The following is a 24,060-nucleotide window of genomic DNA, read 5'->3' on the forward strand; positions in this document are numbered from 1 at the left end:
GTGGTCCATTATCTGGATCTTGTTTTCTTCAAGTTGCCGGAGTTTGCTGAACACGGAAGGATTAGGCAAGCCTAAATTTGCCGTCAGGGCAGAAAACTTTAAAACCGATCCACACCATGGATCTCTCTCCAACGTAGCTGCAATTGCCTCAGCTCAAGCTCCCGGACACCGTCACATGCAGCCCGCCGTCGATGGGAAGCTCGACTCCGGTAATGTATTTCGCCTCGTCGGATGCGAGGAAAACCGAGGCCCATGCAATATCCCAGCCGTCTCCCTGGCGTTTCATCGGCGAAAGAGCGTCTCTCTTGGCCTTCATCTCCTCGGCAGAACCGTAATAGCCGCTGATCTGTTTCTGGATATGCGGCGTGTCCATCACCCCCGGCAGGATCGCGTTGGCGCGGATGCCCTTGGCCGCATATTCGATCGCAATCGCCCGCGTGAAGTGATTGAGGGCTGCCTTCGATGCATAATATGAAACGTAGGGGTAGCCGGTCCACCTGATGGAGGCGAGCGACGAAATATTGATGATCGCCCCGCCGCCCTGCTTTTCCATGATCGGCAGAACGGCCTTGCAAGTCAGGAAGGCGCTGGTCAGGTTCACGTCCATCACCTTGCGCCAACTCTCCTCGGTTGCCTCCGCCGCACCGCCCGGCAGGTTGATGCCGACATTGTTGTGCAGCACGTCGATACGGCCGAAGCGTTCCATGGTCGATTCGACGACGACCGCAATGTCGGAGGATTTGGTGACGTCGGCGGCGAGCGCCAGGCCGGTGCCGCCCTCGGATTCGATGACGTCGACCGTGTTCCTCGCTGCATCGAGATCGACGTCGACGCAGACGACGCTGCCGCCCTCGCGCGCATAGGCGACGGCCGCAGCCTTGCCGTTTCCGAAACCCGGGCCGACCGAACCGGCACCAAAGACGAGAACGACCTTATTCTTCATGCGATCCATAACTGCTCCTCCGAGCCACCCTCCCCGGCGGCGCAAAGCAACTTACGGTGCGGTTTTCATCCGGTCCATGTTCAATCGCGGACAGAACATGTTCAAAAAGTACCTGACTGCTCCGGATTGCCTGATGACGGCGGCATTTTTCGGCGACTACTCGAAATAACGGAAGTTATTTTTCTTCGGCAGAGCGGGCCCCGAATGCAGCCCGGGCGAGATATCGGGCGTGGTCCCGGACATCCTTCGGCCAGCTCTCCGTCAGATCCTTGAAGCGATCCTCTTGCCCCGCATAAAGCGCCCGCGCCGCGTCCTCATATCCCGGCTGATCCCCGCCGAGCGCCCGCATGAAACGGTCGGCGGCCTCCTGAGCCCGGCGCCTGTCGTCTCCCGAACTGCCGGCTGCGCGCGCCGCATCGACGAGCTTGCGCAGAGCCACCGAGGCGCCGCCCGGCTGCTGGCCGAGCCACTCCCAATGCCGCGGCAGCAGTGTCACCTCGCGTGGCACCACGCCAAGCTTCGGCCGGCCGGGCCGCCGCTCCACCGGTTCAACAGAATCCACATCGGATTTGGGAAGGCGACCGAGGCAGTCTTCGAGTGTGCCGCGGAGATCGAGATCGACCGGCTTTCCCGTCGCATCGTCGAAGACCAGAACGCTTTCATGGCCACCGGCCTTGATCGCCGTGACGACCTCGGCCGGCGATCCGCCCGCAATACGGGTTTCACCCCGAAAAGCTGTCCAATGAAAATCCGCCATCTGCTTCCTCTGTCTTGAAAGGAAGATTTATCCGGGTAAAATGAACCCGTCAATCAGGATCAGGCGGTCCGCTGTCTGAGGCGCCCCAAGCCGTCGCGAAGATGGCTGGCAGCGCGGATGATCGCCCGCCGCGCCGGCGGTTCGATGGCCCTTGCGATCACCCAGGCGACAAAGAGCAGGGCAGCAACCAGCACGAGGGCTACGAGCCAGCGGTTCTGATCCGTGCCGAAACGGGCAAACACCGCGTAACCGATATTCTGGTGCAGCAGGTAGAGCGGATAGGTGAGGCCGCCGAGCCCGATGGCCAATGCCGGAGAAATGCGCAGCGACGGCGCCATAGCGCAGACCGCAACCGCTGCCAGCGCCAGCGGCCCGATGAGCGCGAGCCCGACGGCGCTGCGGCTCAGTCCGTATGTTGCGATGAAATCCGGTTCGGTCAGGAAGGGCGTAGCGATCGCCCAGCAGACGGCGGCGGCAAGTACGCAGAGGCTCGAAAGGGACGCATGCTGCCTCACCTTGTAAAGCGCCAGGCCGAAGGCGAAATAACCGGAATATTCCGTAATCAGCAGTTTCTGGATTGCGCCGCTACCGATCAAGGCCTCGTTGATAACGGAAATAGCCAGCCACGCCAGTACGACAACGCGCCAGCCGCGCTCGAAAAGCCCGGTGGCGATCAGCAGGAAAACCCAGAAGTAGAAGATGATCTCGTAGGCGATCGTCCAATAGGCACCGTCGAGAAACGGCTGGCCGAAGCCGCGCGAGATGATGACGACATGCGCCAGCCATTGCCTGACCGTCGGCGGATCGAGGGTCGGCACATGCCAGACGGCGAGCACGACGGCGGTGATCGTCGCGCAGACGATGAAGGTCGGCCAGAGCCGCGCGAAGCGTCCGGCGGCGAAGTCATAGGCCGTGCGGCCTTCCGCCGACATGGTGATGACATAGCCGGAAATCGCAAAGAAGATCAGCAGGCCGGTATCGAACCACATGGCAAACGGTGCGAGCTCCGGAAAGCCGATGCCACCGCCCTCGCCGGAAATCCGCATGCGGAAACCGTAGTGGAAGGTCAGCACCATCAGCGCCGAGACAAGACGCAGGATATCCAGGTTCAGCAGCCTTGGCGTCTTCGGGGCCGTCATCCGATCCTCTGGGGTGAAATAGCTTAAGGCCGGACCCTATCGCACCTGCCTTTGGAAAACGTGAATCCTTCCCCGAGAATACGAGCGGTTCCGGCTAGCCAGCCTTAGGGGACGCAAGGACTTCCATTTCCTTGACGAATATCGTTTCCTGTCAAATTCATGACGGGACCCATGGACAGTCCCGAGGGAGGTTTCGATGTCGGTTTTTCTCTGCGGCGCCTGCGGCACTTCCTTTCAGGAAGCCGAGGAAGCGCCGGAAGCGTGCCCCATCTGCACAGACGAGCGCCAATATATACCGCCTTCCGGCCAAGCCTGGACGACGACGGAAAAGCTCGCACGGACGCACCGAAATTCTTGGACGCAGCTCGAGCCGGAGCTGTTGGCGATCCAGACCGTCCCCGCCTTCGCCATCAACCAGAGGGCCCTGCTGCTTCGCACGCCGGCGGGAAACATCCTTTGGGATTGCATCGCGCTCCTCGACGACGCGACCAAGGCGATCGTCCAGTCGTTGGGCGGCCTCAGCGCCATCGCGATCTCCCATCCGCACTATTACACGACCATGCAGGATTGGGCCGCCGCCTTCGATGCGCCGATCTATCTGCATGCCGCGGACAAAGAGTGGATCTGCCGTCCGTCGGATCACGTCCGGCTGTGGGACGAGGATGCGCTGGTGCTTTCCTCGTCCGTCACGCTGGTTCATGGCGGCGGACACTTTGCCGGCGGCACCGTCCTGCATTGGACGGGCGAAGACGACAAGGGCGTGCTGCTGGCCGGAGACATCGTTCAGGTCACGCCGGGCGCCGACCACGTCTCCTTCATGTGGAGCTACCCCAACATGCTGCCGCTCAGCGCCGCTGAAGTTGCCGATGTCGCGGAGCGGCTGGCGCTTTGGCCTTTCGAGCGGATCTACGGCGCCTTTTCGCACCAGAATGTCCGTCAGGATGGACAGGCGATCGTCGCCCGCTCCGCAAGGCGTTATATCGAGCGGCTCTCCAAATGAAAAAACGCGCGGGCGTTGCCGCCCGCGCGTCCGATAGCCCTAAGAACCGGATCCGCTTATTTCAGGCCGAGAAGCTTCTTGGCATTGCCCTCGTAGATCTTCTGGCGGGTGGCGTCGGAGATGTCCATGTTGTCGAGAACCTGGATGGTCTCGCGGATGTACATCGGGCCGCCTTCCGGATCGAACGGCGCGTCGGACGCGAACAGTACCCGGTCTTCGCCAAAAAATTCGATAGCGTGCTCGATTGCCTTGGTCGAACCGAAGCTCGCCGTATCCGCGTAAAACTCCTTGAAATATTCGAGATGCGGGCGCTCCAGCGCCTTCAGCACGACCGAAAGGTCGCGATCGGACGTGCGCTTGCCCATCTGGTCCCAGCCGGCACCGACGCGGCCTTCGAAGAAGGGCACCATGCCGCCGGCATGGTGGGTGACGACCTTGAGACCCTTGTACTTGTCGAAGATGCGCGAGAACACGAGGCGCGCCATCGCAGCCGAGGTTTCATACGGCCAGCCGAAGGTCCAGAAGATCTCGTATTCCGAACGGTCTTCGGTCAGGTAGTCCGGGAAGTTGGCGCCGCGCGACGGATGTAGGAAAACCGGCTTGTCGGACTTTGCCATATATTCAAAGAAGGGCTCGAACTGCGGCAGGTCGAGCGGCTTGCCGCTGTAATTGGTGAAGATCTGGACCGCGCAGGCGCCGAGGTCTTCGACGACCCGCTTGGTTTCCGCCATCATCCATTCCTGGTTTTCCATCGGCACGGTGGCGATGAAGGCCGGGAAGCGTTCCGGATATTTGTCGCATAGCTCCTTCTGCGAGTCGTTGCCGATCCGACCGAGGTCATAGGCGCGCTCGGGGCCTGCCAGCTTTTCGAGCGGAGGAGAAGCGAGCGACAGGACCTGCTGGTAGTCATCGCCGAACATGTCCATCACCTGGAAACGGCGGTCGAGGTCCGTCATCATCGGCACCGCGCCGCTGCGCATGGTGACGTCGGTCATCGTGCCGATATAGCCGATCAGTTTGTCGAAAAAGGGCTTTGGCCAGATATGGTTGAAAGCGTCGATCTTCTTCATGGAATGCTCCTCCTGTCTGTCCTGCTACGGCACCGGGAACTTGAGGGAAGTCCAGTGCCCCGAGGCGTTTAAAAAATCCGCGAGCCGAGCGATGCCGAGATCTCGGCCATGCTCCGTTGCGGCAAAATGCGAAGGCAGCCACCGAAAGTCAACACATTTTCTTGCATTATGAGATTAGCGACTAGAAATCCTGTGCCGATGTGAGGCCAGCGCGGCGGTGATCTCACCGGCTGCAAGCAAGACTTCCCGGCCGATATCCTCCACAGCGGAGCCGCGGGCGTGTTCTTGGGCGATCGTTACCGAAAAGCTGGCGATGGGGCTCTGGCCCGCATCGAAGATCGGTGCCGCGAAACCGACGACACCGGGTGTCACCTCGCCATGGGCCACGGCGTAACCCTTCTTGCGCACCGACTTCAGCCCGTCGAGGACGGCTTCCACGGTATCGCCGGCGCCTGCCGCCTGCCAGTCGTCGAGTGTGCGATTGATCAGCGGCAGCAGATTGCGGCGCGGCAGGAAGGCGACGATGGACCGCCCGATCGCGCCCCGGCTGAGCGGCATCGGCCGCCCGCGCGGATAGCTGCTGATCGCCTCGCGGCTGGAACTGATCGAATCGACGCAGAGGATCTTTTCGCCGTACCAGCGCACCAGAAGCGCCGTGCACTCGTATCGCCCCGTGAGTTTCTGGAGATAGGGCGCGCCGGAAAGGATGAGGTTGTCGGATTTCCGCAGGAGATAATCCATCTCCACCACCCTCGGGCCCAGCGTGAAGCCGGTATTCGGCATGGAGGTAAGGAAACCGCTGTCCTTCAGGATCTTGAGATAGCGATAGAGGGTCGGCCGGCTATAGCCCAGTTCCTCCATCAGCTCTTCCGGGGTCCATTCCAGACGGTCCTCGGTGAAAACCTCAAGTACCGCCTGAAGGCGTTCGAGACTGTTGACGGCCTTTTTTCTCAAAGATGCTCCCGCTCTTTCCTGACGGCGCGCGACATCAGACCGGCCGGACCTATGCGGCAATAACGATAACTGCGAAAACTGCAATGGCAAGTGGTGCTACTCGGCGGCCTTCAGCGGAGGCAGTCGGCTGCCGCCAGGAGCGCTGACCGCCTCCTCCGTCGCGACCACACGCCGGATCGCCGCCAGATATTCCGCCTGGAGGGCCGTCGGCTGCCAGTTGCGGCGGGTGGTAATGCCGATCGACAGCGGCTTTCCCGGCACTTCATAGTTCAGAAGCGCGAGAAACCCAGCCTTCAACTCGTGCCGCAGCTGATGCCGGGACAGCAGCGCCAACCGATCCGTCTGCATCAGGATGCCGCGCAACGCCGTCAGCGAACCGGTCTCGACGGTCCCCTGCATCTGCGGCCCGTCGGGAAACTTCGCGGCGAGGGCATCGAACGTGTTGCGGTTGGGCGTCCCCTTGCGCGCCACCACCCATGGATAGGAGGCAAGTTCGGCAAGCGAGACCTCCGTTTTGCCCGAAAGCGGATGACCGGCACCCGCGACGACCGCCAGCCGAAAATCGAAAAGCGGCTCCTGGCCGAGTGTCGACGTCAGGCGGCTGCGCAGCGCCCCGATCAGAAAATCGATATGTCCCATTTCCAGATCGCTGAGGAGCTGCTCGTAGCTGCCTTCGAGGATCTCGAACCGCGCCAGCGGATGGGTGAGGGCCAGCGAGGCGATGGCATCGGGCACGATGGTGGTGCGCGCCATGGGCAGCGCGCCGATCGATACCAGGCCGTCGAATTTGCCGCGCAGTTCCTGCACCTCCTCGGTGGCGTTGCCGAGTTCTTTGAGCGAAAGGCCGGCCCAGCGGGCAACGGCGCGACCGGCACCGGTAAATCGCGTCGCGCGGCCATCGGCCTCGAAGAGGCTGGTGCCGAGGATTGCCTCCGCGTTGCGCGCCGTGCGTTGAACTGCGGCACCTGATTGGTCGAGGATACGCGCGGCACCCGGAAACCCTCCGGTCTGGGCAAAGGCCTGCAGGGCGCGCAGGTGGGAGATGGTCAGTCTTGCATCGGCCCCGGAGCCGCGCGAACCCGAATCCGCCTGGAGCTTTTGGCAGCCGGTTCGGATAAGATCGAGCGCCCTGAGCGACCGGGCCTGGACGACCCGGCCTGCCGGCGTCGCCATCGCATGCCCCGGCCCGCGCTCGAGAAGCCGCGTTCCAAAGCGGTCTTCGAGGCGGGAAATCGCCTGCGAAGCCGCCGGCTGGGTGACGCCGACAATATCGGCCGCCCGCGTCAGCGAGCCGGTGCGCAGGCAGGCGCAGAAAAGACGGATATGGCGCAGATTGGGATAGTCCACGTGCCTGTCCTCCCCTGCCTTTCTCCTCCCGGCAGCGGGTCGAAACGGCGCAAGTCCGGCACTTGCCCCGCCTCGGTTAATTCACGGTGCGACGTTGCGCTCGCCGGTCAGCTGTTCGTTCATCCATTCCGCGCTGGCACGGATGCCGCCGAGCGGGAAGACATGGATCTGCTGGATCAGGCTTTCCGGATGGGAAGCCTTGTAATCGGCGATCTCGGTCAGCACTTCCGTCGGCTCGTAGGGAACCAGGAGCTTGCTGAGATCCATCGCGCGCTTCTGCAGAACGCCGAGCGAGGGGCCGACGCCGCAGGCGATCGCAAACTTGATGAGCGTCTGCAATTTGGTCGGTCCGGCGATGCCGAGATGGATCGGCAGCTTGACGCCGGCGGCAGCGATGCGCTCGGCCCAGGCGATGACAGGCTTGGCATCGAAGGCGAACTGGGTGGCGATCGCCATCTCCGCATCGGTGCGCTCGGAATAGGCCTGCTTGAACTTCAACGCCTCGTCGACGATCCTGTAACCGCCGTCCTTGTCGATGTCCTTGTTGCCTTCCGGGTGCCCTGCGACATGCAGCCGCTTGAAGCCGTAGCGGTCGAACAGGCCGGTCTCGATCAGCTGGATGGAACTGTCGAAATCACCAGCCGGCGTCGATACGCCGCCGCCGAGCAGCAGCGCCTGTTCCACGCCCGCCTCGTTTCTGTAGCGCTTGATCCAATCCTCCAGGATCGCATGGCTTGCAATGATGCGGGAAGGAAAATGCGGCATGACGGGGAAGCCGTCTTCGTGCAGGCGCCTTGCGGTCTGCACCATGTCCTCGATAGGCGTCCCGTCGATATGGGCGATATAGACCCGCGTGCCCTTCGGCAGCAGGGCCTTGAAATCTTCGATCTTGGCCGCGGTGCGCGGCATGACTTCGATGGAATAGCCGTCGATAAGGTCCCTGAAGCTGGCCGGCTCCACGGACTTCTCTTCCTGCTTGCCCCTGAACAGATTCAAAAATGCCATTGTTGATCCTCCCCCCGTTTAGCCAGTGAAAAACGTCCGGTCAGACGGACGGAGCGGCGTGCGAGAACGGCCCGTTCTCGCACGCCCTTCGATTAGAGGGCCTTCTTAGTGCGCCAGCTTTCGGCGTAATTTTCACGCGCTTCCTGGGCGTAAGGCACCGCTGCGACGCGAACGCGGATCTCGGCTTGGCGGTGGCCCTGCTCGACGGAGGTCTTGGAAGTACCGCCATCCGGCTCGCCCCAGACGAGCGTCAGGATGTCGTTTTCCTTGATGTCGGCATCGACGACGCCGAGCGACAGCATGGAACGCTCGTTGTAGCTATAGCCGTTGAACATCGACAGGCCGACGACCTTGCCGTCCTTCAATACCTTGTCGAAGCTCGACGAGGCATAGTTGGAGAGCGGGAAGTCGATCCACTTGGCGGCCTGTTCGCCGGGCTGGAAAGCCGAGGCGATGACTTTGACGACGTCGTCGGAATTCCACTCGAACGTGACCTTGCGGCGCTGCGGGGTCGCCTTCTGCTTCTCGACGGCGGCGCGGCCGACGAAGTCGTGGTCGAACTTGACGTAGACGCCGTAACCCAGCTCGTAGGGGTTCAGGTAATAGTCTTCGATCTTGTCGGAGACGTAGCTGCCGCCGATCGAGCCCGAAGCTTCGTAGCTCTGGGCAGAAAGCCAGTCGCGATAGGCCTGCAGTTCGTCGCCGGTGTAGATCGCCGGAAGCGGCGACGGGATCCAGCCGGACTCCAGGGTGTTGGTGGCGTAGGCGCGGCTGCCGACCGGGCGCAGATCGACGCCGGCTTCTTCAGCAGCCTTGATGATGGCGGCGCGGACTTCGTCCTTCTCCGCATACGGACCCCAGATTTCGAGACCCGGAGCGCCGGCCATGCCGTGACGCAGAGCCTGAACCTTGCGGCCGCCGACATTGATCCAGTCGACGTGGAAGAACTTGATCTCCGGGATCGGGCCGCCGTTCATCTTTTCAAAGACCTTCGGCGCATCCGGACCCTGGATCTGGAAGCGGTAGTGGATGCGGGTGACGAGCTTGCCGTCCGGACGCGAAGGCGAACGCGGGTCGTGGGTCAGCTTGACGTTATGCTTGCCGAGCGACGCATTGTAGAGCAGCCAGTTGGCGGTCGGTGCGCGGCCGACGAGGACGAACTTTTCTTCCGTTTCGCGGAAGATGATCATGTCGCCGATGACATGGCCGGCAGGCGTGACCGGAACGTAATGCTTGGCGCGGTCGACGCCGAAATTGGCAAAGCTGTTGATCGACAGGCTTTCGAGGAACTTGGCGGCGTCCGGGCCTTCGACGACCAGTTCGTCCATGTGATGCGACTGGTCGAAAAGAACCGCGCCTTCACGCCATGCAGCCTGTTCCGAACGCCAGTTGGAGAATTCCGGAGCCACGACCGGGTATACATAGATGCCGGTCTTGGAGTTGCGCAGATGCTCGACGGTGTTGCCCGCATCCTTCAAAACTTGAGTGAGATTGGCCTGAGTCACGGAATTCCTCCCTATGGTTTGTCTGTGGCTTGCGATGTCGTGTATACATGACGGCATCGGAAGACAAATTCAAGGGGAAATATTCGGCAGGCTGACGATCGCCTCGGGGATAGTAAACCGAAGGCTTCCGACCATCAAAACCTGCGGCAGGCGGTCGGGTCTCAGGAGTTGAGGAGCACCAGGCCCGGAACGGTCAGCATCAGTTCCGGATCCTCGAACACGGCGTATTCGAGGTTCTTGCGGGCGATGCGAGCATGTTCGCGGGCGATGAATTCCGCCCGCGCGCCCTCGCGCCCGGCGATCGCCGACACCAAAGTGCGATGCTGCTCCTGGGCGATATGCAGCGACTGACGGAAGGCAGCCACGTGGGCCCGGCCTGACAGGAAAGCCGATGGCGACGCGAACGGCAGCCGTGTCGCGCGCTCGACCTCCCGCTGGATTACCGAGCTGCCGGAAAGCTCGACCAGCACCACATGAAACTTGGCATTCGCTTCGGAATAGGCCTCCAGTTCCACATCGTCCGCGGCTTCGCCGAAACAATCCTCGAGCCGGGCCAGGATTTCCCGAAGCTGATCCAACCCAGCCTGCGAGACGCCGCGTTCGGCGGCAAGCCGCGCCGCGGTCCCTTCCAGTACGCCGCGCAGCTCGATCGCATCGACGGCATCGGCATAGGTGAAGCTTCGGACCACGAAACCGCCATTCGCCAACCGGTCGAGCAATCCCTCCTCCGCAAGGCGCGACATCACCTCGCGCACCGGCGTCCGGGAAATCTGCAGCGTCTCGGCCAGCGACACTTCGAAAAGCCGGGTGCCGCCGGGATAGTCGCCGCTGAGGATTTTCTTGCGCAGCTCCATCAGCGCGCGCATCGTATGGGTCGTTCTCGAGGTCTCTTCCAAATCCGCACCTTTGCCTGACAAGCCGGCGCAACCTCCGCCTGTCGATCGGCAAATCTTAGCCACATCTGATGGATTGGCCAAGCCTCATGTATACAGGGGGCAGAGGCTGTGGATGACGGTGCGGGTTTGGAGCGCAAAAACATGGCGCGTATACAAGGCAACGCGCTGAAGAGGCGGGCTTATTTGCCTCGACGCCGAGCCGAAAGGACCCGCGCAACGGTTTCCCTGAGATCGCCGGCCGGCTTCACGCCGCTCGCCGCCATCTCGTCCTGAACGGCGGCAATCTCGCGGGCAAGCCCGCCGTTCAGCCCCAGCGCATCCAGCGTGACGCCGCTTTCGCGCATCTCGGCGGCGCGGCGACGGCCGTGGCGGGTGGTGCGCTCGAACTGGTAATCCGGGAATTTCGACCAGTCGAGACCGGGAAAGCTCTGGGAGAGCGAGGCAAGGATCTCCTCGAAACAGCCAGACGCCTCTGCGGCTAGGAGCGCCTCGACAGTGATCGCTTCCAGGCCCTTGACGAACACCGAGCGCACCATCTTGATGGCCGTCGCAGAGCCGACTGCTTCTCCGGCGACATCGGCACTGAAGCCGAGGCCGCGGAAACGCTCCAGTAGCTCGGCGGCGCTCCTGCCGGCAATCAGAACCGGCGTAGCATGCCCCTTCGGATGGACCGGGGCCATCACGGCCATGTCGAGATAGCCGGCGCCGGTCACGTCGATCAGCGCGGCGGTCTCGCGCTTGCGATCGGGCGAGACGGAGTTGATGTCGATCAGCAGCGCGCCCTGGCCGAGATGCGGCGCGATCGATTGGGCGGCAATAAGGCTCTGGTCGGCGGTGACCGCGCTGAAGATCCAGTCGGCATCGGCAAGACCCGCAGGCGAGGCTTCCGCCTGCACGCCGCGGCTCGTCATCGCCGCCTGCATCTCGCCCGCCTTTTCGGCATCATTAAGCAGCAGGTCATAGGCACGAAATTCGACATCATCGAGCTTCGGCGCCAGGCTGTCATGAAAGGCGCGTGCCGCTTCGCCGAAACCGAGAAATGCGATCCTCATGGCAGTGTCCTACTCTCAGTCGCCAAAAACGACGCCGTCGAAAAGCTTGCGCGCCGTGCGCAGCACCGCCGCGCGATAGACCTCGCCGTCCTTCATCGTGGCGATGACGCTCATCTCGCCGGTCGGATGCTCGATCGACAGCAGCTTCTCGTTGCCTTCCGGAATGACAGCCAGTTCCGAAGCCGGACCTTCCGGCAGCAGGCAGGCGGTCGCAACGCTGACCGCGCCAAGCACGCCGATCGCATCATGGCATGTGTGCGGAATGAAGGTGCGGGTCGAGATCGCCCCGCCCGCCGCCGGTGCAGAGACCATCGTCATCTTCGGCACGGATTTCTTGGTGACGTCGCCAAGGTTCATCATCGGCCCGGCTTTCAGCCGGATCGCCTCCAGCTTGGCGCGCAGTTCCTGGTTCGCTTCGAGATCCTTCGGGCTCTCGGTGCCGGTAATCCCGAGCACGTCGCCACGCATGACGACGCAGGGCATGCCATTGTCGATCAGCGTGCAGGCGACACCTTCGATGATGTCGACCGGGTTTCCGGTCGGCAGCAGCGCGCCGCAGGAGGAGCCGGCCGTATCCGCAAACACGATCGGCACCGGCGCCGAAGTTCCCGGCACCCCGTCGATCCGGGCCTCGCCCTTGTAGGTCACCTGGCCGCCGGGCGTTTCGATCGTCGCAATGGCGATCTGCCCGGTGTTTTCCATGAAGATCGAGACTTCGGTTTTTTCGCCCTTTGCCGCCACCAGCCCGCGCTCGATGGCGAAAGGCCCGATGCCGGCAAGGATATTGCCGCAGTTCTGCGCGTCGGTGACGATCGGCTGGTCGACGAAGACCTGCAGGAAGAGATAGTCGACATCAACCCCTTCCCGATCGGACTTCCGAACCACCGCCACCTTGGAGGTCAGCGGGTGGGCGCCGCCCATGCCGTCGATCTGGCGGGGATCGGGCGAACCCATCACCCGCAGAAGAAAATTGTCACGATCAGCCGGCAGGTCCGAGGCGAGGAAATACCCGCCCTTGGAGGTGCCGCCACGCATCCACATGCAGCGGACGCCGGTTTCAGTTTCACTCATCTCGATCTCCCTTCTTCTCCCGGCCGGGAGAAGGGAAAGCGGCCTCCACCGCTCAGATATACTTCAGGCCTTTTTCGGCGAGCTTGCCGCGCATGTCATAGATATCGAGGCCGAGTTCGCCGGCGGCGAGCCGCTTGCGCTTGTCTTCTTCGGCCGCGACCCGGGTTTCCGCCTTCTTGGCAACCGCTTCGGCTTCCTCGCGGGCAACCACGCAGACGCCGTCGTCATCGGCAACGATCACGTCGCCGGGCCGGACATAGGCGCCGGCGCAGACGACCGGAATATTGACCGAGCCGAGTGTCTCCTTGACCGTGCCCTGAGCATAGACCGCCTTCGACCAGACCGGGAATTTCATCTGGGTCAGATCGACCACGTCACGAACGCCCGCATCGATGATCAGGCCCTTGCAGCCGCGCGCCTGGGCGGAGGTGGCAAGCAGGTCGCCAAAGTAGCCGTCTTCGCAGGGGCTGGTCGGGGCGAGCAGCAGGATGTCGCCGGCCTTCAACTGCTCGATCGCCACATGCAGCATCCAGTTGTCGCCCGGAGGTGCCGAGATGGTGACGGCGCTCGCCGCAAGGCGGGCGCCCGGATAGATCGGCCGCATGTAGCTGGCGAGCAGGCCCTTGCGGCCCTGCGCCTCATGGACGGTTGCGACACCGCAGGCTGCCAGCCGGTCGATGACCGACTGATCCGCGCGTTCGATATTCTGGACGACGACCGGCATCAGAATTCGTCCCCTATCAAAGTTCGTCGACAGTGCGCGGGAAGACCGACTGAAAGCCCTCCGCATGGGTCGACTTGCGTCCGCTGGCCTGGCCGCCGGAGTTGCGCATGAAGTGGTTGCCGCGGTTCTCGGCGACGTTCTTGTAGAAGTCCCAGAGATGTTCCTGGCCTTCCATGCACTGGATGGCCGCCCACTTCTTTTCCCAGACGGGAGAGATGTCGAGGAAGACGTCCGGCTTCCATTCCATCTGCTCGGTCTGGTGCGGCTCGAACAGGTAGAGCTGCGGCGCCCCAAGAATCTTTTCGCCCGGATTGTGGCCCCAGGCCTGGGCGATCATGCGCGCCTCGATCGCAACCTGCGTCGCGTACATGTGGTCGGTATTGTAGGGATCCCACTTGGAATGGGAGAGCATGAATTCCGGCTGAACCTTGCGGATCACGTCGACCAGCTTGAACTTGGCGTCCTGATCGACGACCAGCGGATAGTCGCCGAGATCGAAGAACTGGATGTCGGTGACGTCTAGTGCTTTTGCCGCGTTTTCCGCTTCCCTGCGGCGCTCGGTCTTCACCTTTTCGAGCGTCATGCCCGGGTTCTTCCAGAGCTTGGCGCTTTCGCCGCGCTCGCCATAGGACAGGCAGACGACAGTGACGTCGTAGCCCTTTTCCTCGTGAAGCGCGATCGCGCCGCCGCAACGCCAGACGAAATCCGCCGAATGGGCGCTGATGACCAATGCTGTCTTTGCCATGGGATGCCTCTTGACTTACTTGTGTGCCACCGGCGGCGTGCCGTGCGTGTGGAAGGTTTCGATCGTCTTCATGCCCCAGGCCTGGCCCTTCTTGCGATCGGCTTCGGTCCAGACGACCGGCTTCCAGTCCGGACGAAGGATCAGGCGGGCGCCTGCATTGGCGAGCTCGACGCGGTTGCCGGCAGGCTCCCAGACATAGAGGAAGAACGTGCCCTGGATCGCATGCTTGTGCGGGCCTGATTCGATATGCACGCCGTTTTCCAGGAAGATATCGGCGGCGCGCAGAATGTCCTCGCGCTGGTCGCAGGCATAGGTGACATGGTGGAAGCGGCCGTGCGAACCGGTATGGTCCTCGGAGCAGGCAAGGTCATAGGTCTTGTTGTTGATGGTGAACCAGCAGCCGCCGATCCGGCCGTTGTCGAGCTGGATCATTTCGGTGACCCGGCTGCCGAGCGCCGTGGTCATGAACTCGCGGATCAGGCTGACATCGGCAGCGAGCAGGTTGACATGGTCGAGGCGGCGCGGGCTTGCGCCGCGGCCATGGTAACGCTGGGCGATGTTCTTGAGCGCCGGCTTTTCTTCCGCCGGTGCCACATAGTCCCTGGTATCCCAATAGAGCTCGAACAGATGGCCGTCGGGGCTCTTGAACTGATAGGCGCGACCATGACCGAGGTCTCCTTCCGTCCAGCCGACGCCCCAGCCCCTTTCCTCGATCACCCTGACACGGCGCTCAAGCGCTTCGGCGGACGACGTGCGATAGGCAATGTGGCCGACACCCGTGGTGTGATGCCTGGTGAGCTTCAGCGTGTGGAATTCGTAGTCGTCATAAGCGCGCAGATAGACGCTGTCGCCCTCGCGGCCGCTTTCGGTCAGCCCGTAGACACGGGTGAAAAAGTCGAGCGACTCCTCGAAACGGTCTGAATAAAGCTCGACGTGGCCGAGATGGGCGACATCATAACAGGGTTCGGTCATGGCTTTTCCTAGATGGTCGATCTATCGCGCCCGGCGGACAGGCGCATCTCCTCCAAAAATCGAGCCCGCGTCTTCCACTCCAACACGGCCGGCGCATGGGCGCCGCAGCTTGGCATGAAGACATAAAAGCAGATCGGCAGCCTGACGAATAGGTTCTGCTGACGCGGCATAAGTTTTGGTTGAGATCAGGAAAAACCGCCCAGCAAACGGCGGGCAAAGACGGGCGTCAGAGGCCCGGAGGAAAGGGCGCGGCGGCAGAACCGCCGCGCCAGGCGATATTACACGCCGAGATAAGGTGCGACTTCGTGATAGCCGCGCCAGATCATCTCGAGCGACACGTAAAGGATGACGGCGAGACCGACATAGGCAATCCAGCGATGCCTGTTGAGCAGGCGGGCGATGAAGCTTGCCGCAATACCCATCAGCGCGATCGAGAGGACCAGGCCGAAAATCAGGACTTCTGGATGTTCATGGGCAGCACCCGCAACGGCGAGCACGTTGTCGAGCGACATGGAAACGTCGGCAATGACGATCTGCCAGGCAGCCTGGGAGAAAGTCTTGCGCGGCGCACCGCCCGCGACCGTACCGTCGGCATTGAGGTCTGCATTCTGCAGCGCTTCGTTGGCTTCGTCCTCATGCAGATGGGGTGTGCGCAATTCGCGCCACATCTTCCAGCAGACCCAGAGAAGCAGGACACCCCCGGCCAGCAGAAGGCCGACGATCTGCAGAAGCTGGGTCGTGGCAAGCGCGAAACCGATACGCAGCACGGTCGCTGCGATGATACCGACCAGAATGGCTTTGGACCGCTGTTCCTTCGGCAGGCCGGCAGCAGCAAGGCCGATGACGATCGCATTGTCGCCGGCCAGCACGAGGTCGATCATGATAACCTGCAGGAGGGCGGACAATGCCTCCGGCGTAAAGAATTCCATCATTTGGCACCCAATCTCTCAAAGGCGGGAGTGCCCGCGAGTGGACCGAGACGAACTTGAGACGCTCACGACCTGCATTTCCGCCTGTCGTAGGTCACCGCCGTTGTCGTCACATGATTTCCACGAACACCAGGCACCCAAGTTGGACTAAATCCAGTCCGACATCACAGCTCAAGCATGAACTGTCAGAGGGGCCCGGTCCTGGTGGCGTGAGATTTAGCGGCATGATCGCAGAAACTCAAGTGGCGAGTTTATGAAACAGCCGGTTTTTGGGCTGTTTTCGCCCGGGATCGTTGACGATCCGTTGTAATCCGTCCACAGCGCCAATAGCGGTATCGATGGACGTGGCCGCCGGGCTTGCAGCGAACCACCCCGAGATTACGAAAGGGTGGGGTCGAGCTTGTCGCGCAGCCAGTCGCCGACAATGCTGATCGACAGGGTCGTCAGCATGATCACGACCGACGGAGCGAGCATGATCCACGGCGCACGGGTCAGGTATTCGCGCCCGAAACCCACCATGTTGCCGAGGCTCGTCTCCGGCGGCTGCACGCCGAGGCCGAGGAAGGAAAGACCGCTTTCCATCAGGATGATTTCCGGGAAGGTCAGCGTCATCGAGACGATCAGCGTCGAGGCGACGTTCGGCAGGATGTGGTGGAAATAGACACGCGCCGGTGTTGCGCCGAGCTGCACGACAGAGGCCGCATAGCCTTGCGAGCTCGCCGAGATCGCCAAGCCGCGGGCGATGCGGGCGTAACGCTCCCAGCCGTAGAACCCCATGAGGCAGACGAGCAGCACCATGGACGAGCCGAAGAAGGCGAGCACCGCGAGCGACATGATCAGGAATGGCAGCGCCGCCTGGAAATCGGCAAGCACCAGCACGAGATGTTCGACCGCACCCCGGAACTGCGCGGCCGCAAAACCGAGCGCCGTGCCGAACACCGCAGACAGGATCGTGGCGCCGAAGGCGATGATCAGCGACACCCGGACCGACTGGAGGAGGCGCGAAAGCACGTCGCGGCCGAGTTCATCGGTGCCCAGCAGGTGTTTCAGGGCGCCTGGATGGGAAAGCCGGCTCGACAGGTCCATGGCGGTGATGTTGTAGGGGCGGAGCTGGTCGGCGAAGATCGCAACCGCAACCATGGCCGCCAGCCAGAGAATTCCGAGCCCGACGGTGAATGGTACGTTGCGGCGCAGGCGCGAGATGAAGGTCGCGTACCAGCCGGGCGTCCGCGAGGTTTCCGACAGATTGATCGTAGCCATATCTCTTTGTCCTCAATGCGCCGCGTTGGAGCGAAGGCGGGGGTCGAGCCAACCGTAGAGCAGGTCGACGACGAGGTTCGAAACCACCATGGTGGCTGCGATGATCAGCAGGATACATTGGACGACGGCGAGATCGCGGTTGCCGACCGAGACGATCAGCAGGCGCCCGATGCCCGGCCACGAGAAGATCGACTCGACCACGACGGCACCGGCGATCAGCGAGCCGACCATGAAGCCGACGATCGTCACGATCGGCACGGCAGCATTCGGCAACGCATGGTTCCAGACGACATCAGGCCATTTCAGGCCCTTGGCGGATGCGGTGCGGATGTAGGGCTGCCCCATCACCTCGATCATGGCGCTGCGCGAGAAACGGGCGAGGATGCCGATGCCGCCGATGCTCATGGTGATCGTCGGCAGGATGCCGTGCACCCATGTATCCTGCCCGCCGGAGGGCAACACCCCGAGGATGACCGCAAAGATCAGCACCAGCAACAGGCCCATCACGAAGGACGGGATCGTGAAGCCGAGGACCGCCAGCAGGATCACGCCGCGATCGGCAAAACTCTGGCGATGAAGCGCCGCATAGACGCCGGCCGGAATACCCAGGACGAGCTTCAGGAGCAGCGCCGGCAGGGTGAGCTGCAGCGTCGCAGGCACGCGCTGCAGAACCAGATCCAGCGCCGATGCCTTGTCGCGCATCGACACGCCGAAATCGCCGGTGAAGATCGATTTGATATAGGCGAGGTATTGGACCCAGAGCGGCTGGTCGAGCCCCCACGCGCGACGGAACGCATCGACGGCCTCCTGGGGCACGTCGGGGCCGAGCATGACCTGCGCCGGGTCTCCCGACATGCGCAGCACCACGAAAGCGAAGGTGACGACGGCAAAGATAGTGATCAAGGCCCGAAGGAGCCGAACGGCTACGAAGCGGATCATCGAAGGCTCCTCTCAGGCTGCGATCGAGGCGGCTTCGCCGGCAACGACATGGCAAGCGGCCGTGCGGCCGTTGCCGATCGGGCGAAGCTGCGGCACGACGGAACGACAGACATCCCGTGCCAGCGCACAGCGCGGATGGAAGGCGCAGCCGGACGGACGATTGGCCGGGTTCGGCGGTTCGCCCTGGAGGATGACGCGTCCTTCGAGGATCTTGCCCGGCACCGGCACGCTGGAGACCAGCGCCTTGGTATAGGGATGTTGCGGCGAGTGGAAAATCACGTCGGAAGAGGCTTCCTCGACGATCCGGCCGAGATACATCACCGCCACCCGGTCGGCGATGTTGCGCACCACCTTGAGGTCGTGGCTGATGAACACCATGGCGATGCCGTTCTGTTCCTGCAGGTCGCGCAACATGTTGACCACCTGCGCCTGGATGGAGACGTCGAGCGCGGACACCGGCTCGTCGCAGACCAGAAGCTTGGGGCGCGCGGCAAGCGCGCGGGCAATCACGGCGCGCTGCCGCTGACCGCCCGACAGTTCGTGCGGATAACGCCCGGCCTGATCAGGACGCAGGCCGACGGCCGTCATCAGCTCGGCAACGCGGGCTTCCTGATGCTGCTTCGGAATGAGCTTGTGGATCTCCAGTGGCTCGCCAATCTGTTTTGCGATCGTCACGCGCCGGTCGAGGGCTGCCAGCGGGTCCTGGTAGACGAACTGCATCTTCGCCCGCAGCGCCCGCCATTGCGGCGTCTTCAGATGCGGCATCGGCTTGCCTTCGAACCTGACTTCGCCGCCCTGTGCGGTGTCGATGCCAAGCAGCATCCGGCCGAGCGTCGATTTGCCCGAGCCGGACTCGCCGACGACGCCCAGCGTCTCGCCGGGCTTCAGTGCCAGCGAAATGCCGTCCACGGCGCGCACTGGATGCGGCCGCGCAAACACGCCGCGGCGGATCTGGTAGATGCGAACGAGATTGTCCGCTTCGATGAGGGCGGTCATTGCAGCATGTCCTCAATCACTCTGGTTCTTGTCTCGACAGGCTCATTGGCCGGAACCGGCCGGAAGCAGGCGAGCTGCCGGCCATCGGCCGACGTCTCGAGCGCAGGGCGCTCGCTGCGACAGGCCTCGACCGCGCGAAAACAGCGCGGCGAGAAGGAACAGCCTTCGGGCAGATGTTTCGGGTTCGGAACCGTGCCGGGGATGGGGATCAGCCGGTGGCGGGGACCGTCGATCCGCGGGATCGCGTCGAAAAGACCGCGCGTATAGGGATGCCGCGGCTCGGAGAAGAGCTGGGCGACGCTGCCCTGTTCGACGATCCGGCCGGCATACATGACGCAGACCCGTTCGCAGACCTGGGAAATAGCGCCGAGATCGTGGCTGATGAACACCGTCGCCATGCCGGTCTCGGCCCGGAGCTGGATCAGCAGGTCGAGGATTTGCGCCTGGATCGTCGCATCGAGTGCCGTCGTCGGCTCATCGGCGATCAAGAGGTCCGGCTCGCCGGCAAGCGCCATGGCGATCATCAGCCGCTGACACTGGCCGCCCGAGAATTCGTGGGGATAGAGGTCGAAACGGCGGCGAGCATCAGGAATGCCGACCATGTCCAGCAGCCGCAGCGCCTCCCTTCTCGCCGCATCGCCCCGGAGGCCACGATGCAGCGACAGCGCCTCGACGATCTGGCGGCCGATCCGGAGCACCGGATTGAGCGAGCTCGACGGGTCCTGGAAGATCATCGCGATCCGGCCGCCCCGCACCCGTTCGAAAGCCTCGCGGGAACCGCCGGCAAGCTCCTGTCCATCGAGCTGCACGGAACCGGTGACCCTCGCCTTGCCGGGAAGCAATCCCAGAGCCGCAAGCCACGTCACCGACTTTCCGCAACCCGATTCTCCAACGAGACCAAGCGCCTCGCCCCGGCCCACATTGAGATCGATGCCGTGCAGAACCTGGACGCCGTCGAAAGCGACCTTAAGGTCGCGCAGCTCCACCAGATTGGACGATGCTCTATCCATATCCCGCCATACTCCTGCCTTCCGCCGTATCGGGCCGACGACATTGCCGCTTTTCAAAACAGATGCTCCGGCGGCCCTTCGGTCGCCGGAGCAGTGGAGACAATCCGATCAGATCGCCCAGTTGGAGGAGCGGAAGTCCATCGCGAAGGCCGGAGCGGCCTTCCACTTGAGCGACGACTTCATGCCAGTGAACACCGCGTTCTGGTGCAGGACCTGATAGACCGGGTCTTCGCGCTCGCAGATTTCCAGCATGCGGGCGATCGCCTTCTTGCGCAGCGCACGGTCGGTGGAGGTTTCCATGACCTGCGCAAGCTTGTTCATTTCAGCGTTCGTCCAGTCCTTCTTCTGCTGGACTTCGCCATTCGGGCCGAACTGCACGACGAGGGGAGTGATCGGGTCGTTGATCGTGTTGGAAGCCGACCAGTCGCGGACGCCCTTGACGCCTGCCGGATCGTGGATCTGGCCCCAGTTTTCCTTCATTTCGATCTGCACGTTGATGCCGACCTGCTTCCACATCTCGACCATGATCTGGCCGTTGGCCGTCTGGTTCGTGTAGTAGTTGTTGAGCAGGCGGTACGGGATCGGGTCGCCCTTGTAGCCGGCCTGCTTGATCAGGTCCTTGGCGAGCTGCGGATTGAATTCCGGAGCGGCCCAGCCTTCGATGAACATGTCCGAGGTCCGGAAGGATTCGAACTGCAGACCGGCCGGGACGACGGTCTGGCCGGCCCAGAGAGCCTCGACGATCGCCTTGCGATCGATCGAATGCGTCATCGCTCGGCGCATCAGCGGGTTGGCAAGGATCGGGTTCTGGGTGTTGAAAGTCGAAACGCGGTGGTTCCAGATGGTGGAGCTCTGAACTTCGAAGCCCTTGGCAGCCCTGATCGTGGCGATCTGGTCCGGCGGCAGGTCGCAGGCGAAGTCGTATTGGCCGGAAAGCAGGCCGTTGACGCGCGAGGCGACTTCCGGAACTTCGACGAAGCGGATCTGGGCAAGCGGCGGGCGGCCACCCCAGTACTGGTCGAAGGCGACGAGCGTCAGCGAGACGTCCGGCTTGTATTCGGCCACCATGTAGGGACCGGTCGTAACCGGCTTGCGGGCCCATTCCGTAAACGACTTGGCTTCGTCCCAGGCGCGGCGGTTGGTGATCTGGCTGCCGCCGGAATAAAGGCGACCTTCCATCGTGACATCCGGCGTCGCGTTGTGGAAACGGACGGTGTACTTGTCGACGGCCTCGACGCCGGCAAGTGCCGGCCACAGACGGCGACCGACGCCGGGAACGGTAGCCGGCAGTTCCTTGACGGTGGTCGGCTTGTGCTCGGATTCGAAGATCGTCTTGCCGCCGGCCGGCTCCGTATTGCCGAACACCCGCTCCCTGGAGAACGAGAACACGACGTCGTCGGCCGTCAGCTCATCGCCGTTGTGGAACTTGACGCCTTGGCGCAGCTTCAGTTCCAGCGTCTTGTCGTCGATGCGCTTCCATTCGGTCGCGAGACCCGGGATCGGACCCTGGTTGCCCATCCAGTTGCGCAGGATGAGGCCTTCCCAGAGGTTCGGGAAGAAAACGCGCTCGCCGACATTCGACTGTTCGTGCCAGACGTCGAGCGTGTTGTTGTTGGTGATCTTCTGGACGGCGATGGTGATCGAGGGGCGCTTGTCGCCCTGTGCGATCGAGAAGCGCGGCAGGATCAGCGAACCGGCAGCGGCGCCGGCAAGACCAAGCGTGCTGCGGCGGGTGAAGTTGACCATGGAATTTGTCCTTTGGCTTCGGTTGATGGACGAGCTCGATCAGTCCCCTGCGGGGCCGAGCGGTGACGGATTAAGGGGTTCGCAGAGCCTGGCCCGCCAACGACACGCCATTTGCTCGGGCCGCGGACATGAAAGCCGCTCGCCCGATGAACAACGATAAGAAGCGTCTTGCTGCCGCTCATGACGACCCCCTGATTTACGGGGGTTATTTGGCCAGCCTGTGTTTCAGTTCCGTGACGCTATCTTGGCGATTCGATGAAATTGAACACGGATGCAAATTTCATCGTCTCGCGTTACAAATGTAATATTGCCGACACAAAATTCTGGCATCGAACCCTCTGCGTGGAGCTTCTTCCGGCGCATTCCCCTCCCCACATTTTCTTTGTTCGATGGAGTTTTCCATGTCCCCCCTTCCCGTGATCGGCGCCGCCATGACGCTTGGCGAGCTCGAAATTCACCGCAACTGGCTTTTCGAAAAACAGCGCGATCTCGAACTCCAGGATTTCACCACCGCCGACGTATTGAACGGCGACTGGTCGCCGCTTGCCGAGCGCGCCAGAAAGCTGCTGGACGGTTTTGATGGCCGCCTTGGAATTCACGGCCCGTTCTGGGGCTTCACCATCGCCTCGAACGACCCGGATATCCGCGCCGTCGTCGCTAGGCGCCTCAAGCAAGGCCTCGACGTCTGCGCGGCAATCGGCGCGACGCAGATGGTTGCCCACAGCCCCTATACGACCTGGTCCTACAACAACCTCGACAACAACAAGGGCGAGCCGGAGCGCGTCGTCGAGCACGTGCATCTGACGATGCGTGACGCCGTCAAGCAGGCCGAGGATATCGGCGCCGTGATCGTTCTGGAAAACATCGAGGATATCGACCAGCACGTCCGCGTGGCACTCGCCAACAGCTTCAATTCGCCGGCCGTCGCGGTCTCGATCGATACCGGCCACGCCCATTACGCGCATGGCTCCACCGGCGCTCCGCCGGTCGATTATTATGTGAAGGCAGCCGGAAACCGCCTGCAGCACGTCCACCTGCAGGATTCCGACGGTTACGCAGACCGCCACTGGGCGCTCGGCGAAGGCAATATCCTCTGGCCGTCGGTCTTCCAGGCACTTGCCGATCTCACCAGCAATCCGCGCCTGATCGTCGAGATCAAGGACAAGTCGAAGATCCCGGCTTCGGTCGAATATCTCGCCTCGCTCGGCCTCGGCCAGTAGGCCGGACTTTGAAAGCTCGACCCCGGCGCACGGCGCCGGGGTTACCGCAGCTCCGGAGACATGTCCCGCAGGTGCGACTGGGTGGCGAGGATATCCCCCACCATCATCTCCCGCGCCAGCGCGCCGTTGCGCTCGCGAAGCGCCGCGACGATCCGGAAGTGATAGGAGGAGAACGGGTGTACGACGCCCTTGTCGAATTCCTTTTCCACGTAGTTGGTCAGCATCCGCATATAGGGACCGAATCGCAGCCAGAGCATCTCGATATGCTGGGGCAGCACCTCGGAACGCGAAGCCTCGTAGATGCCGAAATGGAATTCCTGGTTCTTGCGCAGCATGCCGTAGACGTCTCCGGCCTTGCCGGTTTCCTCATGCTCGCGGGCGAGCACTTCCGAACGGTCGATATCCTCGTCGGCCATATGCTTGGCGGCGAGTTCCGTCGCCAGCCCCTCGAGCGCGATGCGCGCCTGGCAGAGATCGTCGAGCCGCTCGCGCGAAACCGCCGGCACCCGGGCCGACCCGTTATGGCCGATTTCCAGTCCGTTTTCCGCCGCAAGCCTTCGGAGCGCCTCGCGCACCGGCATGTGGCTGGTGCCGAACTCGGTTGCCAGCGACGAAATGGTGATCGCTTGCGACGGCGCGAAAGAGCCCCACATCAGCGCCCGGCGCAGCTGTTCGTAGACCGTATCCTGAACGGTCACGCGCGACGTGACCTTCAAAAGCCCGCTATCCGCCATCCTTGCCCTCTGATCCCATTCAAATCACAACCAGGCCTCGCATAAC

23 protein-coding genes are annotated in these 24,060 nt (G+C 62.7%); 2 read left to right on the forward strand and 21 right to left on the reverse strand.

From position 1 onward, the window contains the following. Positions 1-148: 148 nt before the first annotated feature. The 3 genes from C5L10_RS17690 to C5L10_RS17700 form a co-directional block, all read right to left on the reverse strand. Positions 149-952 carry an SDR family NAD(P)-dependent oxidoreductase gene (locus C5L10_RS17690; protein WP_105430732.1) on the reverse strand — a complete coding sequence of 268 codons (804 nt, stop codon included), beginning with the start codon at positions 950-952 and terminating at the stop codon, positions 149-151. Between the two features lie 166 nt (positions 953-1,118). Continuing rightward, positions 1,119-1,700, reverse strand: coding sequence for a DUF2239 family protein (locus tag C5L10_RS17695; RefSeq protein ID WP_105430733.1), 582 nt, complete (start codon positions 1,698-1,700; stop codon positions 1,119-1,121). A gap of 59 nt (positions 1,701-1,759) precedes the next feature. Further along, positions 1,760-2,839 carry an acyltransferase gene (locus C5L10_RS17700; RefSeq protein ID WP_105430734.1) on the reverse strand — a complete coding sequence of 360 codons (1,080 nt, stop codon included), beginning with the start codon at positions 2,837-2,839 and terminating at the stop codon, positions 1,760-1,762. 196 nt (positions 2,840-3,035) lie between these two features. On the opposite strand from C5L10_RS17700, the gene C5L10_RS17705 reads away from it, so the two are divergent. After that, positions 3,036-3,839 carry an MBL fold metallo-hydrolase gene (locus tag C5L10_RS17705; RefSeq protein ID WP_105430735.1) on the forward strand — a complete coding sequence of 268 codons (804 nt, stop codon included), beginning with the start codon at positions 3,036-3,038 and terminating at the stop codon, positions 3,837-3,839. A 56-nt stretch (positions 3,840-3,895) separates the two neighbouring features. Here C5L10_RS17705 and C5L10_RS17710 read toward each other — a convergent pair whose 3' ends face one another. The 17 genes from C5L10_RS17710 to C5L10_RS17790 all read right to left on the reverse strand — a co-directional run bounded on the left by C5L10_RS17710 (position 3,896) and on the right by C5L10_RS17790 (position 22,060). Further along, entirely contained in the window at positions 3,896-4,909 is a 1,014-nt protein-coding gene (locus tag C5L10_RS17710) for an amidohydrolase family protein (protein WP_105430736.1), read from the reverse strand. A gap of 174 nt (positions 4,910-5,083) precedes the next feature. After that, positions 5,084-5,863, reverse strand: a complete 780-nt coding sequence (locus C5L10_RS17715) for an IclR family transcriptional regulator (protein WP_105430737.1) — start codon at positions 5,861-5,863, stop codon at positions 5,084-5,086. A 96-nt stretch (positions 5,864-5,959) separates the two neighbouring features. Beyond that, on the reverse strand, positions 5,960-7,210 hold the full coding sequence (locus tag C5L10_RS17720) for a LysR substrate-binding domain-containing protein (RefSeq protein ID WP_105430738.1): 1,251 nt from the start codon (positions 7,208-7,210) through the stop codon (positions 5,960-5,962). 81 nt (positions 7,211-7,291) lie between these two features. Then, positions 7,292-8,215: a 5,10-methylenetetrahydrofolate reductase gene (locus tag C5L10_RS17725; RefSeq protein WP_105430739.1), complete on the reverse strand. Its 924-nt coding sequence runs from the start codon at positions 8,213-8,215 to the stop codon at positions 7,292-7,294. Between the two features lie 92 nt (positions 8,216-8,307). Further along, entirely contained in the window at positions 8,308-9,720 is a 1,413-nt protein-coding gene (locus tag C5L10_RS17730) for an aminomethyltransferase family protein (RefSeq protein WP_105430740.1), read from the reverse strand. A 161-nt stretch (positions 9,721-9,881) separates the two neighbouring features. Then, a complete protein-coding gene (locus C5L10_RS17735) occupies positions 9,882-10,637 on the reverse strand; it encodes a GntR family transcriptional regulator (RefSeq protein WP_371411948.1) in 756 nt (251 codons plus the stop codon). A 158-nt stretch (positions 10,638-10,795) separates the two neighbouring features. Next, on the reverse strand, positions 10,796-11,668 hold the full coding sequence (locus tag C5L10_RS17740) for an NAD(P)-dependent oxidoreductase (protein ID WP_105430742.1): 873 nt from the start codon (positions 11,666-11,668) through the stop codon (positions 10,796-10,798). Positions 11,669-11,683: 15 nt separating this feature from the next. Further along, positions 11,684-12,739 (reverse strand): 4-oxalomesaconate tautomerase, encoded by a 1,056-nt coding sequence (locus C5L10_RS17745; RefSeq protein ID WP_105430743.1) that lies wholly within the window; start codon positions 12,737-12,739, stop codon positions 11,684-11,686. Positions 12,740-12,791: 52 nt separating this feature from the next. Continuing rightward, positions 12,792-13,463, reverse strand: coding sequence for a 4-carboxy-4-hydroxy-2-oxoadipate aldolase/oxaloacetate decarboxylase (gene ligK / locus C5L10_RS17750; protein ID WP_205837061.1), 672 nt, complete (start codon positions 13,461-13,463; stop codon positions 12,792-12,794). Positions 13,464-13,479: 16 nt separating this feature from the next. Next, positions 13,480-14,208, reverse strand: coding sequence for a PIG-L deacetylase family protein (locus tag C5L10_RS17755; RefSeq protein WP_046665258.1), 729 nt, complete (start codon positions 14,206-14,208; stop codon positions 13,480-13,482). A gap of 15 nt (positions 14,209-14,223) precedes the next feature. Further along, positions 14,224-15,180 carry a VOC family protein gene (locus C5L10_RS17760; protein ID WP_105430744.1) on the reverse strand — a complete coding sequence of 319 codons (957 nt, stop codon included), beginning with the start codon at positions 15,178-15,180 and terminating at the stop codon, positions 14,224-14,226. Positions 15,181-15,458: 278 nt separating this feature from the next. Beyond that, positions 15,459-16,112 carry a TerC family protein gene (locus C5L10_RS17765; protein WP_105430745.1) on the reverse strand — a complete coding sequence of 218 codons (654 nt, stop codon included), beginning with the start codon at positions 16,110-16,112 and terminating at the stop codon, positions 15,459-15,461. A gap of 375 nt (positions 16,113-16,487) precedes the next feature. Then, positions 16,488-17,369 carry an ABC transporter permease gene (locus C5L10_RS17770; protein WP_105430746.1) on the reverse strand — a complete coding sequence of 294 codons (882 nt, stop codon included), beginning with the start codon at positions 17,367-17,369 and terminating at the stop codon, positions 16,488-16,490. A gap of 12 nt (positions 17,370-17,381) precedes the next feature. Further along, entirely contained in the window at positions 17,382-18,308 is a 927-nt protein-coding gene (locus tag C5L10_RS17775) for an ABC transporter permease (protein ID WP_105430747.1), read from the reverse strand. Between the two features lie 12 nt (positions 18,309-18,320). Then, the gene (locus C5L10_RS17780; RefSeq protein WP_105430748.1) at positions 18,321-19,304 is read right to left on the reverse strand and encodes an ABC transporter ATP-binding protein; all 984 of its coding nucleotides are present in this window, start codon (positions 19,302-19,304) and stop codon (positions 18,321-18,323) included. Then, positions 19,301-20,314 carry an ABC transporter ATP-binding protein gene (locus C5L10_RS17785; RefSeq protein ID WP_105430749.1) on the reverse strand — a complete coding sequence of 338 codons (1,014 nt, stop codon included), beginning with the start codon at positions 20,312-20,314 and terminating at the stop codon, positions 19,301-19,303. The genes C5L10_RS17780 and C5L10_RS17785 overlap by 4 nt, the downstream gene beginning before the upstream one ends. Positions 20,315-20,422: 108 nt before the next feature. Then, positions 20,423-22,060 (reverse strand): ABC transporter substrate-binding protein, encoded by a 1,638-nt coding sequence (locus C5L10_RS17790; RefSeq protein ID WP_105430750.1) that lies wholly within the window; start codon positions 22,058-22,060, stop codon positions 20,423-20,425. 401 nt (positions 22,061-22,461) lie between these two features. Here C5L10_RS17790 and C5L10_RS17795 point away from each other — a divergent pair, with 401 nt between their 5' ends. Beyond that, positions 22,462-23,280, forward strand: a complete 819-nt coding sequence (locus C5L10_RS17795) for a sugar phosphate isomerase/epimerase (RefSeq protein WP_105430751.1) — start codon at positions 22,462-22,464, stop codon at positions 23,278-23,280. A gap of 41 nt (positions 23,281-23,321) precedes the next feature. On the opposite strand, the gene C5L10_RS17800 is transcribed toward C5L10_RS17795, so the two are convergent. Beyond that, positions 23,322-24,014 (reverse strand): GntR family transcriptional regulator, encoded by a 693-nt coding sequence (locus C5L10_RS17800; protein ID WP_105430752.1) that lies wholly within the window; start codon positions 24,012-24,014, stop codon positions 23,322-23,324. Between the last annotated feature and the right edge of the window lie 46 nt (positions 24,015-24,060).

Origin of the sequence: Neorhizobium sp. T6_25 (genome assembly GCF_002968555.1) — a bacterium.
Classification (GTDB): Bacteria; Pseudomonadota; Alphaproteobacteria; order Rhizobiales; family Rhizobiaceae; genus Neorhizobium.